Origin of the sequence: Scandinavium manionii (assembly GCF_024764775.1) — a bacterium.
Classification (GTDB): domain Bacteria; phylum Pseudomonadota; class Gammaproteobacteria; order Enterobacterales; family Enterobacteriaceae; genus Scandinavium; species Scandinavium manionii.
Window position 1 is genome coordinate 90,402 of sequence record NZ_JALIGC010000032.1, and the last position, 12,101, is coordinate 102,502.

Consider the following 12,101-nt stretch of genomic DNA (forward strand, 5'->3'; position numbering starts at 1 on the left):
GTGGCATTTGCCTCTTGCCACATCCCCTCCCTGCCGCTAATATTCGTCCCCGTTGTGCGTCCGTAGCTCAGTTGGTTAGAGCACCACCTTGACATGGTGGGGGTCGGTGGTTCGAGTCCACTCGGACGCACCATTGCGTTTATAGCTCAGTTGGTTAGAGCACCACCTTGACATGGTGGGGGTCGTTGGTTCGAGTCCAATTAAACGCACCATCTCTCTTTTGTGCGTCCGTAGCTCAGTTGGTTAGAGCACCACCTTGACATGGTGGGGGTCGGTGGTTCGAGTCCACTCGGACGCACCATTCTAAAAATTCGCTTCCTCTCTTTCTGTTACTCTCAAACGCTGCCCACATAACAATATTCAGGCAATGAAGAGCTTTCGCCCTTCTTATCGCGCCTCAAACTTCAGTCTGGGTCGGTCGGCGTGCACTGTTTCGTACCACCAGTTTTCCCGACAGCACTTGCTGGACTGCCGGTGAATCAGCATCGTCGAATCGCTGAGTAATGATCCGCACCGCGGAGGCCACCATGTCGTTGATCGGCTGAACATAGGTCGTCAGGCTGAATAAAGGCCAGGCGCCCATCGGAATGTTGTCGAACCCCACGACAGAGATATCCTGCCCTGCCACTAACCCCAACTCACCGACCACCACATTCAATGCGCCTATCGCCATAATATCATTGGCACAGAAAATGCCATCCGGACGCTCTTTACCTCTAAGCAACTGACGGGTCGCTTCCATCGCTGTTTCAAGATCGTATAGACCCTGAACACGTAGCGGTGGCGCAAAACCCTGTGCATGCAGGCGATCGCAGAAACCTTTCTCGCGATCCCGGCTGGTCGATGAACTGTCAAGCCCGGCCATAAACGCCAGACGCTGGTGCCCACCCGCCACCAGAAAATCGGCAATTTGTGCGCCGCCTGCGAGGTTGTCACTGGTCACGCTTGAGACGCTTTTGCTGTCATTTTTTCGGTTCAGCAGTAATACAGGCAAGCCATTCTGCTGACACTCTTCCGCAAAATGGGATGAAAGCATAGTGGACACTAAGATCAACGCCTCGACGCGATGCCGCAGTATATCTTCCAGAATCGGATCAGTATCGCCATCGCCCTGCATTGAGAAGAGCAGCACGCGGTATCCCATTTCGTTGAAGGCGTGCGACAGTTCATCCACCAGCCCGGCATAGAAGGGATTCATCAAACCAGGCACCACTACGCCAATCATATTAGAGCGACGGGTTATCAGTGAACGTGCGACAAAACTCGGCCGGTAACCCAGGTGTGCTGCGGCGAGTTTGACTTTTTCCCGAGTCGCATCTGAGACCTTGCCTCCTTCGGTAAAGGCACGTGATACCGCAGATTGTGAAACGCCTGCAAGCTTTGCCACTTCATAGCTTGTCACGGGACGGCGGATACGTTCGACCATTGAGAGCTCCCTTCAAAAAGAAATACCGTGACAGACATTATGGGGGATTACACCCCTTAATCATAATTTTTGCGATCTCCATTGCATTCGAATGCAATAAAAGTTTCTTTCCGATTTATTTCATGACTAGTATGAATGCATTCGAATTCACACACCTGCACAAGAGACACTGGAGAGTAGACAATCATGGCAAAATGGCTGAAACACGGCGCTGAAGCTGAGGCAATTAAATCCGCAGACCGTAAGGTTCGGGAAACCGTCGAAAGTATTCTGGCGGATATCGCGGAACGAGGAGACGCGGCGGTGCGGGAGCTTTCCATTCGCTTCGACAACCTGGATCGCGAAAGCTACCGGTTAACCGTTGAAGAAATTGCCACCTGTTATGAGCAATTGTCCGAGCGAGATATTGCCGATATCGCTTTTGCCCAGGAGCAGGTTCGTAATTTTGCCCAGCATCAGCGTGACAGCATGCACGATGTTGAGGTTGAAACGCTGCCGGGCGTGATCCTTGGTCATAAAAACATTCCGGTCAGCGCGGCAGGTTGTTATGTTCCGGGCGGAAAATATCCTCTTCTGGCCTCAGCCCACATGTCGGTCATCACCGCAAAAGTGGCGGGTGTTCCCCGCATCATCACTTGCGCCCCACCCTTCAATGGCAAACCAGCCCCGGCAATTGTCGTCGCACAGCATATGGCTGGTGCCGATGAAATCTATTGCCTTGGCGGGATCCAGGCTGTCGCTGCGATGGCGATTGGCACGGAAACTATCGCCCCCGTTGATATGCTGGTAGGACCGGGCAATGCCTTTGTTGCCGAGGCTAAAAGACAACTTTTCGGCCGCGTGGGTATCGACTTGTTTGCGGGTCCAACCGAAACACTGGTAATTGCTGATGACAGCGTAGATGGTGAACTGTGCGCCACTGACCTGCTTGGTCAGGCTGAGCATGGCCCGGACTCTCCGGCGATTTTGCTGACGACCTCTGAAAAACTCGCTATTGAAACACTTGCTGAAATCGAGCGCTTGTTAGAGATTTTACCCACGGCGAATATCGCTCGTCAGTCATGGGACAAATTTGGCGAAGTGATTGTCGCTGACAACGACGAAGAAATGCGGGATATCGCCGATAAACTGGCTTTCGAACATGTACAGGTGATGACCCGTAATCCTGACTGGTTCTTGCAGAATCTGCGTAATTTTGGCGCACTGTTCCTCGGACCTCGCACTAACGTCGCCTATGGGGATAAAGTTATCGGCACCAACCATACTCTGCCGACAAAACAGGCCGCACGTTATACCGGTGGATTATGGGTAGGCAAATTCCTCAAAACGTGTTCTTACCAAAAAGTCCTTACCGATGAAGCTTCAACCCATGTTGGCGAATATTGCTCTCGCCTGTGTGCGCTTGAAGGATTTGCAGGTCACGGTGAGCAAGCAAACATTCGCGTACGCCGCTACGGACACAGAAATGTGCCTTACGCCGGCATTGTTGAATAAGGATGTAATGATGACGTTGCCCAAAACCCCCAGTTTTCGTCTGGATGGAAAACGCGCGCTGGTGACAGGAGGTTCTCGCGGCATCGGATATGCTGTGGGACTGGCACTGGCCGAGGCCGGCGCAGAGGTATGGATTGCCGCCCGTGACGCTTCCCGGCTCAATAGCGCGGTAGTGACGGCCAGCGAGGCAGGCCTGAAACTCAACCCGGTGCAGGTTGACATCACCCGGACTGAGGATGTTCAGCACGTTATCGAACACCTTCCTCAAATGGATATTTTGGTTAACAGCGCTGGACTGGCACGGCATCAGCATTTCACCGATGTCAGTCAGGAGAACTATGACGCCGTTATGGACATCAACGTGCGGGCGACATTTTTCCTGTCCCAGCAAGTGGTACGGCGGATGAAAAGTGCCGGCATTCAGGGTTCGATTGTGCATATTTCATCACAAATGGGCCATGTTGGCGGCCCCATGCGCAGCGTTTATTGCGCATCAAAATTTGCACTGGAAGGCCTCACCCGGGCGATGGCCATTGAATTAGGCCCCTTCGGGATCCGCGTCAACACCCTGTGCCCGACGTTTATTGAAACCGAACTGTCGCAAAGCTCACTGGCCGACCCGCAATTTCATCAGCAGGTCCTGAGTAACATTAAACTCGGGCGTTTAGGGCAACTGGAAGATGTGATGGGACCGGTGGTGTTTCTGGTCTCCCCGGCTGCAGCTCTGATCACGGGCACAGCGTTAATGGTTGATGGCGGCTGGACCGCATCCTGAGTCTGGAGGTTATTATGTCTGTGCAATTACTGCGTCGTGATGTCCTGCTGTTCTTCATTATCAGCCTGCTGTTTTTCGTCAGCATTCATGCTTTCGATCCGTTTCTCGCGCCTTACATTACCTCACTAAATGTCGAGGCCCGAACGATGGGCATTATTATCGGTGCGACGGGATTAGCGTCGATGCTGCTGCGTTTCCCGACAGGCATCCTTTCCGACCGTTTTCATAACCGTAAACGCATTATTCAGGTAGGTTTGCTGTTTACCATTCTTTCCTGGCCGATAGTGTTTTTACATCCGACACCGGAAACCTTGTTTATTGCCAAGCTGGCCGATGGCGTGACCAGCGCGACATGGGTGATTTACAACGTGATGTTTGTCGCCTTCTTCCCGCCTCTTGAAGCCGCTGCCGCCGTGGCGTTGCTCAGCGTCACCTCCCCGGTAGGCACTTTTATTGGCATCTCACTGGCGGGTTTTATGGCGCGTCATTTCGGCCCACAGTCGAGCTTTCTCGTCGCCACTGCGGCGGCAACCCTCGCCCTGCTGCTGACGTTCTTCATCCGTGAACGCCGTCCTGAGCGTGCGCGTGAAGAAGCCGCCGCTTCCGCCGTGCGCAGCCAGCTTAGTGATAAATCTGTCTGGTTTCTCGGCGGCCTCTGTGCCGCGGTGATGATGGTGCCGTTTGCCACCCGCGATACCCTCACGCCGCTGCTGGCGGAAGGATTCGGCATGGCGGCAGGTTCACTGGCAACATTAAGCAGCATTCACTTGTTCTTTTACGCCCTCTCCACCGCACTCTGCGCGCCGGTGTTTTATCGCCGACTCGGCCTCGCCAAAACCGCGGTGATTGGCGGGGTGATGCAAGGGGTGGTCGCCATCGCAATGCCTTATGCGCCGAATATACTGGCGCTCTATGGCCTGCAGGCGCTGGCTGGCGTGTCCTTCGGTATGATTTTCACCGTGCTGAATTCTCTGATAATCACCCATACGCCAGTCTGGCAACAGTCCACCCGCGTCGGGCTTTATCAGAGTATCTACTCCGCCGGGATTTTCTTCGGCCCGGTGCTGGTCGGCTACATCAAATACTACTTCGCCATGAAGCAGGGATTCCTGGTGGTCGGCCTGATTTCCATCCTGTCGATTGTGCTCATCCATCATGTGATCCGCATGGTTGAAGCCCGTCGTGAACCTGAAACCATACCGGCATGAAGATGAAACCGATTAAAAACGAGGCTGTTCCGTTAATTCTGCTCGGCGGCACCCTGTGCGACGAGCAGCTCTGGCAACCGATGCTGAATACACTCTCTGTCAGTCATGTGCAGTGTCTGACGCTGCAAGACGAAGCGTGCGCACAAGCCGCCGCAGAGCGTCTGCTGGCGCAGCTACCTGCAAGGTTCTGTGTGTGTGGATTTTCATTGGGCGCGATTGTCGCGTTACAGTTGCAGGCCATCGCCCCGGAGCGTATCGCGGGGCTGGCGCTGATTTCGGTCAATCCGTTTGCCGATCTGCCGCAAAATGCGCAACCGCGCCGGGCGGCTGTAGAACACGCTCGGGCGCTTGGGTTTGAGGCGTTTATTACACAACAGCTCTGGCCACGCTATGTCGCTGGTCAGCGCCAAAACGATGACGATTTGCGCCAGCACATTATCGCCATGGCGCAAAATTGCGGTCATGAGGTCTTCGCCAGACAGACAGAAATCGCCATCAGCCGCATCGATCGTCGGGATGCTCTGGCAAAACTCACCGTACCGGTTCTGCTGGTGAACGGTGAAGAAGACCCGATTTGCACGGCGGAGCATCATCGCGCCGTACACCGCGCTGCGCCCTCTGCAGACTGGCAAACGCTGCCTGGCGTCGGTCACTTTGTGCCGCTTGAAGCGCCACAATTGACAGCCAAAGCCCTTCATTCATGGTTAAACGAGGTCCTGCTATGCGACTTAACCCACTAAAACAACGCCAGCAACCGATAATCAATGGCTGGCTGGCCATTCCGAGCAGTTACAGTGCCGAAATCGTCGGCCACCAGGGGTATGACTCGGTCACGGTCGATATGCAACACGGTATGATCGACTTCGCCTCCGCGCTGACCATGTTGCAGGCACTCTCATCGACTCCTGCAACCCCCATTGCACGTGTCTCGCACAATGACGGGGCGCTCATTATGCAACTGCTCGATGCAGGCGCATACGGCATTATCTGCCCAATGGTTTCCACCGCCGACGAGGCGCGCCGTTTCGTCTCGGCCTGCCGCTATCCGCCTCTGGGTAACCGCTCATTCGGACCCGCGCGTGCCCTGCTGTATGGTGGCAAAGATTATCCTCAACATGCCAACGAGCAAATCCTGACCCTGGCGATGATCGAAACCCGTGACGGCTTAAAAAATCTGGATGCGATCCTCGATGTTGAAGGATTAGACGGCATTTTCATTGGGCCTAACGATCTTTCCCTGACGCTGACCGGTACAGCCAGCGCAGAGTCTCAGCACCCGGAAATGCTGTCGGCGGTCGATCATGTTCTCAAACGCACTCAAGCGGCGCAAAAAATCGCCGGAATCTTCTGCACCTCGGGCCAGGCTGCGGCTGACCGTATCGCGCAAGGCTTCACCCTGGTGACGCCAGCAAATGATGTTATGCAACTCTCTCAGGCTGGTCGCGAAGCGGTTGCTCGCGCTCGCGGCGACGTTCCTCCGGCCCGCTCAGGTTCCGGTTATTAATGGAGATGGTATGAAAAACACGACTCTGACCCACGAAGAAGCTCGTAAGCGTCTGATTACGCCAGAAGATATGGTGTCATGCAGCGTGGCGTTTATTGACTGCAAATTACCCGGCTCTCATCTTAAGCAAAATTACTCGTTTATCGGGCCTGGCGTCACGCAATCCAGCGAGCAAGTCATCAATATTCCGCTGCCTCACGGTTTCAATATCGGCGCTGCCGCGATGCCGAAAGGCGTCACCAATAATCTTCATCTTCATTTCACCGCCGAAGTGTTCCTGATCCATGAAGGGAGCTGGCGTTTTCGCTGGGGGGCAAACGGCGAAAATGAAGCAACATTCAGCGCACCGGCGATTTTATCGATCCCGACGTGGATTTTCCGTGGTTTTACCAACGCTTCAGCAACGGATACCGATGGCTGGGTCTTCACCGTACTGGGCGGCGATAATACGGGCGGAATTATCTGGCACCCTTCCGTAATGCAGGCGGCGAAAGAATACGGGTTATATCTCAGCCGTGAGAACATGCTGATCGATGTTGAAAAAGGAGATGCGATTCCGGACGCTTCGGCACTGATGCCGGAGCTGGCACAAGCCGAGATCGAGAGCCTCACCCACTATACGCCACAGCAAATGGCCGAATTTGCGGTAACGGGTGAGCAACGCCAGTGGTCTTCGCAGGGATTGTTGGATGCTATCCTGCCCGGCCACGGCGCACAAATTGCGCCGGTTATCGGGTTTGGTGTCAGCCAGGATCGAAACAGCCAGCCGAAAATTATCCGTCCTCATGGTTTTTCAGTGGAATGGTTGAAACTGCCAGCTGGCGGCCTGCTTGGCCGTCACCGTTGTGAGCAGGTACAGGTGATCATGGTCTTTAAAGGTACGCTGGAAGTGACGTTTAATCACCAGGGCGAAGAGGTGGTCCTCACCGCCCCTGAGCGCTCGGTCATTTCTGTTCCGGAAAACTGCTGGCGGCAGTACCGTGCGCTGGACGGTGAGTGTGAAGTGACGCTGACCAGTCGCGGCGATCAGCGCAAAACGCTCTACTGGGATGAAGAGATCGTCGCCGCAGCAGAGCAACACGGCTGGGCTGTCGATCCTGACGGCTATATTGCGAAGGTAGATGTCATGCCTCTTACGGCACGTAAGGTTGCCCGCCGCGTGTCTGCGGCCTACACCGCACGCATCGAAAACTAGTTCGCCCAATACTGGCTCTTCCGCCGGTAAAAAATCCTACCGATTCTCTCTTTCAAAGCCATCTGCACGTCAGATGGCTTTTTTGTTATGTTCAATGCCTTTAATTGTGGTTTTGATGTTGTTTTACCATCTTTAATGTTGTTTTTTGTGTTGCCTTGTGGTGACATAAGATCATCATTCAGGCATGGGCAAATATCTATGGAGCAGAAAACTCACGATTTTGATGTCATCGTCATTGGCGGCGGTGTGGTTGGTTGCGCAGTCTTTCGTCGTTTCACGCTAATGGGTGCACGCACGCTGCTGCTGGAAAAAGGCGAAGATATTCTTTCAGGTGCCAGCAAAGCTAATAGCGCTATTCTTCATACAGGTTTTGATGCCCCCCCCGGCAGTCTTGAGCTTGCCTGTATGCAAGCGGGATATGCTGAGTACAAAGCTATCCATCAAAAAATGAATCTCCCGCTCCTTGAGACGGGTGCCATTGTCGTCGCCTGGAATGACGAGCAACTGGCGGCATTGCCGGAAATTGTTTCTCAGGCACATCAAAATGGGGTGTCGGATGTCAGACAGGTCAGTGCCGAAGAGATTTATCAACGGGAGCCGCATCTTGCGGCCGGTGTTATGGGTGGCGTGATTGTCCCGGGAGAAGGAATTATCGATCCCTGGAGCAGTCCGCTGGCCTATCTGACTCAGGGTGTAAAACATGGCGGAGAGTATCGCTTTAACTGTGCAGTGACCGGGGCACAATTCAATGATGGCCAATGGACGCTCAGCACCTCAGCTGATAGCTATCAGGCGGCACTGGTGATTAACTGTGCAGGAAACCATGGCGATGAGATTGATGCATTATGGCGTATCCCTGAATTTGAAATCAGGCCACGCAAAGGCCAGTTTCTGGTGTTTGATAAACCGGCCTCGACACAAATCAATGCCATTATTCTCCCGGTTCCGACGGCGCGCAGTAAGGGCGTTTTATTGTCGAAAACTATTTTCGGCAATCTGTTGCTGGGACCGACAGCAGAAGAGCAAACCTGTCGCGACCGCGCTGATGTCAATGAAGAGATGCTGAAATCACTGATTGCTCAGGGTCAGCGAATGCTGCCCTCGCTGGCGGATTACTCCGTCACCGCCACTTATGCTGGTTTACGCCCGGCTACCGAGCAAAAAGAGTATCGGATTTTCCCTTATCCTGAAGAACAGTGGATAACCGTAGGGGGGATTCGCTCTACCGGACTCACTGCGGCGCTTGGCATTGCCAGCCATCTTGAAACACTCTACCTCCAGCGTTTTGCAGCACTGTTTACGCTGGCGCCAGTAAAAAATCCTCACTGGCCAAAGATGCCCATGCTCTCAGACTATGAGCCACGCGATTATACCTGCCCGGGAAATGGCGGTGTGGTCTGTCATTGTGAATGGGTGACACGTCGTGAGCTGGAAGCCGCGTTTGATTCGGATGTCCCTCCGGACTGTATAGGCGGACTGCGCCGTCGGACGCGGGTCATGATGGGACGCTGCAACGGTTTTTTCTGTAGCAACCATGTAGCTGAAATTGTTGGCGACCGCTTTAACAACACGTTGATAACGGGGCAGATAAAATGAGCAAGCTGTACGATGTCATCATCATAGGTGCCGGGCCAGCAGGGTTAGGCGTCGCGCGGGCGCTACAACACGCGGGCGTTAAAGATGTCCTGTTGATTGAACGAGAAAGCCAACCGGGTGGTGTGCCTAAACACTGCCGTCATCCCACGTTTGGGATGTTGACATTCCTCCGTCCGATGAAAGGACACACCTGGGCTGAGAAACTACTCACCTATGTTCAGTACCCTATCCGTACCGCAACAACCGTCACCTCCCTGTTACCGGATGGTCAAATCGAGGTATCGTCAGATGCCGGACTGGAAACCTTAAGAGCACGAAAAATCGTTTTGGCGACAGGTGTGCGAGAAACACCCCGTCATCCCCGTCTGGTGAGCGGCGTGCGCCCACAAGGCGTACTGACGGCTGGCGCGTTACAGCAATTTGTTTATTTACGTGGTCTCAAACCAGGGGATCATCCAGTCATAATCGGCACTGAACTTGTCAGTTTTTCTGCTATCTGGACCCTCAAAAATGCTGGCGTTCGTGCAGTGGCCATGATTGAAGAAGGCCCACGCCCGACAGCCTGGCGTCTGTGCCTGCTCTTCGCCAGGTTATTGAATGTCCCGGTACACTGCAATAGCCGTATCTCACGTATTAACGGCAGTGAGCGTGTTGAAAGTATTGAAATATTGTCCAAGGGGGAACATAAGACCCTGCCGTGCGACAGCGTCATTTTCACCGGCAAATTTACCGGTGAATACACCCTGATTCGTAAAAGCCATCTGGCCTCTGACTTCGGTACCGGAAGGCCTTTGTTTGACCAAAATGGTGCCTGCTCAGATCCGGGATACTACGCCGTCGGCAACATGACCCATCCTGCCGATATGGGGGATCAGTGTTATCAGGAAGGGCTGCGCATTGGTGGGAGGATTGCGGCTGCACTGCCGTCAGGATCCATTGCTCCCGAGTTTATCTCGGTGCAGCACGATGACATCATCCGTATCTCAGCTCCCAGCATTGTGCGCCTGATGGATACCGTTAATAAAACAACCTTCAACATCCGCGTGCAACGTCCTGTCACCGGCTATGTGGTCGTACGCGACGGTAGTAAAGAGCTTTATCGTCGCCGCTATCGTTGCATGCCTGAACGCCGCATTTTACTGAAGGATGTTGATATGAGTAATGTGACGGCACAAAGCGCGTTGCACATATCAATTGAATCCTGACCGGCCAGCTGACATCAGATATAAAAAAGGGCCGTTTAACGGCCCTTTTTGTAGGTATTATAATATTATTCAGAGCCAAATTCGCCCTGACTTTCGGACCATAAACTTACACGCTGCCCACGTTGCTCAAAAAAAGCAATTTCTCGCTGAATACCCACACTCTGATCCCAGCCAGGCAAATCAATAATAATCAGTTCGTCCATTGTCGACATAAAGAAGGCATCTATGGGGGCCCAACGTTTGCCAACCTCGCCTTTCTCCGTATGCTGAAACACCTGGTTTATGGGATGCGACATGCTGACCTGGCTGAAAACAATATTGCCAGATTCAATAATTGTTGCCGCGACCTGATTACAGGTATTAAAGCGTTCATTCACGACAACACCATCAGTGTGGCTATAAGGGCAAGCCAGAAATATTTTTCTCATTGCGGTATTTCTCCAAATAAGCAGGGGTGAAAATAAAATCAGATCATGCGGTAAGGTCATTAACAATATCAGGAGCCAGTGTTTCTGCCTCCAGTTCTTCAGCAGCTGGCACGGAAATGATCATCGCTATCCCTATTGCTAATAGGCCGGCGGTAAATTTACCGGCCATAACCGGGATCACCAGTGAAGGCTGGAAATTAGCAGTAAAAGCCAAATGGTCTCCCAGAGTAGCCTGCGCGCAGATACCAAAGGCGATACAAAGCACTTTATCTCTGGCCCGCATTGACGGGAACAGATGATAAACAGCAATAATATTGGCGAGCACCATCACTAATCCCAGAGCACCGGTATCGGTCAACAACAGTTTTTTCCCGATATAACGCATCATGCCCTGACAGTATTTCTGAAAGAGATAACAGACAGGAAATGTCCCGGCCAACATAATACCAATGTACCCGGCCATCTCGATCGCACGATATGCACTTTTCTCATCAGCAAATAATGGATCGAATATCCAGCCACCCCACAGGTGGGTAAACAACCCGGTGAAATGCTCAATGATACACAGTGCCAGCACTATCTTAATGAAGGCATCCATAATCTTGCCGAAAATCAAAAAACCGCTCACCATGATCAAGGGTCGATATTTAAGGCCAAGCGCCAGAAAAAAGCAAAAACCAAACAACGGCGCGAGCAATTTTAGTGCTGAAATCAAATCAATAGTTAACGCATAGTTTGCCAGTGAGGTGGTCGAAATAATCTCCCGGACCGGAACGTTATATAAAGTAATTGCCATCAGGGAAGCCAGTACACCAAAAGGAATACTGATAAGTCCGGCCATCGCCCCGAGTGCCAGATACTTATGGTCGGATTTTTTGAGCATAATCAGACCCACAGGAATCAGGTACACGATGCTGGCTCCAGAGGTATATCCGACCAGCATGGCGATTATCCACATATCCCGATTCGCAGCGAGAGCATTTGCCAACTGATAGCCGCCCATATCCACCGCGATAACCGAGAGCGCAGCAATGGCCGCGTTCGACCCCATCGACTGAAACAGGGGGCCGACAGTATGCATTATCACATGCGTCAATAGCGGTAGCGCTGCCATTATTCCCGCCTGGGCGAGAAAAACAGGGCCGATGGAATGGATACCGTTGACGAACTCACGTCCCAAGCCACTTTCCGGGCGAGCAACCGAAGCCAGTGCGCCTAACAGCGTACCCGCCATGATGATATAGATAATGAGGTTACCGATCTCTGACAT

Annotated in this window: 11 protein-coding genes and 3 tRNA genes; 11 read left to right on the top strand and 3 right to left on the bottom strand. The window is 52.9% G+C overall.

The window, feature by feature from the left end; all coding sequences use genetic code 11:
* Window positions 1-56 precede the first annotated feature (56 nt).
* From MUU51_RS03535 to MUU51_RS03545, 3 genes are all read left to right on the top strand, one after another.
* Window positions 57-133, top strand: a tRNA-Val gene (locus tag MUU51_RS03535).
* Window positions 134-135: 2 nt separating this feature from the next.
* Window positions 136-212: transfer RNA gene (locus MUU51_RS03540), tRNA-Val, on the top strand.
* 12 nt (window positions 213-224) lie between these two features.
* Window positions 225-301, top strand: a tRNA-Val gene (locus tag MUU51_RS03545).
* A gap of 96 nt (window positions 302-397) precedes the next feature.
* Here the strand turns inward: MUU51_RS03545 and MUU51_RS03550 are convergent.
* On the bottom strand, window positions 398-1,426 hold the full coding sequence (locus MUU51_RS03550) for a LacI family DNA-binding transcriptional regulator (RefSeq protein ID WP_258967123.1): 1,029 nt from the start codon (window positions 1,424-1,426) through the stop codon (window positions 398-400).
* Between the two features lie 186 nt (window positions 1,427-1,612).
* On the opposite strand from MUU51_RS03550, the gene hisD reads away from it, so the two are divergent.
* From hisD to MUU51_RS03590, 8 genes are all read left to right on the top strand, one after another.
* Complete coding sequence (gene hisD, locus MUU51_RS03555; protein WP_258967124.1) at window positions 1,613-2,920, top strand: histidinol dehydrogenase; 1,308 nt, start codon at window positions 1,613-1,615, stop codon at window positions 2,918-2,920.
* A 7-nt stretch (window positions 2,921-2,927) separates the two neighbouring features.
* The gene (locus tag MUU51_RS03560) at window positions 2,928-3,695 is read left to right on the top strand and encodes an SDR family NAD(P)-dependent oxidoreductase (protein ID WP_258967125.1); all 768 of its coding nucleotides are present in this window, start codon (window positions 2,928-2,930) and stop codon (window positions 3,693-3,695) included.
* Window positions 3,696-3,709: 14 nt separating this feature from the next.
* On the top strand, window positions 3,710-4,903 hold the full coding sequence (locus tag MUU51_RS03565; protein WP_258967126.1) for an MFS transporter: 1,194 nt from the start codon (window positions 3,710-3,712) through the stop codon (window positions 4,901-4,903).
* A gap of 2 nt (window positions 4,904-4,905) precedes the next feature.
* Entirely contained in the window at window positions 4,906-5,643 is a 738-nt protein-coding gene (locus MUU51_RS03570) for an alpha/beta fold hydrolase (RefSeq protein WP_258967127.1), read from the top strand.
* The gene (locus MUU51_RS03575; RefSeq protein ID WP_159767782.1) at window positions 5,625-6,407 is read left to right on the top strand and encodes an HpcH/HpaI aldolase family protein; all 783 of its coding nucleotides are present in this window, start codon (window positions 5,625-5,627) and stop codon (window positions 6,405-6,407) included. The genes MUU51_RS03570 and MUU51_RS03575 overlap by 19 nt, the downstream gene beginning before the upstream one ends.
* A gap of 10 nt (window positions 6,408-6,417) precedes the next feature.
* A complete protein-coding gene (locus MUU51_RS03580; protein ID WP_159767779.1) occupies window positions 6,418-7,602 on the top strand; it encodes a cupin domain-containing protein in 1,185 nt (394 codons plus the stop codon).
* A gap of 198 nt (window positions 7,603-7,800) precedes the next feature.
* Window positions 7,801-9,198: an NAD(P)/FAD-dependent oxidoreductase gene (locus MUU51_RS03585; RefSeq protein ID WP_258967153.1), complete on the top strand. Its 1,398-nt coding sequence runs from the start codon at window positions 7,801-7,803 to the stop codon at window positions 9,196-9,198.
* Window positions 9,195-10,403 (top strand): NAD(P)/FAD-dependent oxidoreductase, encoded by a 1,209-nt coding sequence (locus MUU51_RS03590; RefSeq protein ID WP_258967128.1) that lies wholly within the window; start codon window positions 9,195-9,197, stop codon window positions 10,401-10,403. Before MUU51_RS03585 ends, MUU51_RS03590 begins: the two co-directional genes overlap by 4 nt.
* A 65-nt stretch (window positions 10,404-10,468) precedes the next feature.
* Here the strand turns inward: MUU51_RS03590 and MUU51_RS03595 are convergent, their stop codons facing one another.
* Both MUU51_RS03595 and eutH read right to left on the bottom strand, forming a co-directional pair.
* Window positions 10,469-10,891: a DUF1937 family protein gene (locus MUU51_RS03595; RefSeq protein WP_258967129.1), complete on the bottom strand. Its 423-nt coding sequence runs from the start codon at window positions 10,889-10,891 to the stop codon at window positions 10,469-10,471.
* On the bottom strand, window positions 10,875-12,101 hold the full coding sequence (eutH, locus tag MUU51_RS03600; protein WP_258967130.1) for an ethanolamine utilization protein EutH: 1,227 nt from the start codon (window positions 12,099-12,101) through the stop codon (window positions 10,875-10,877). Before eutH ends, MUU51_RS03595 begins: the two co-directional genes overlap by 17 nt.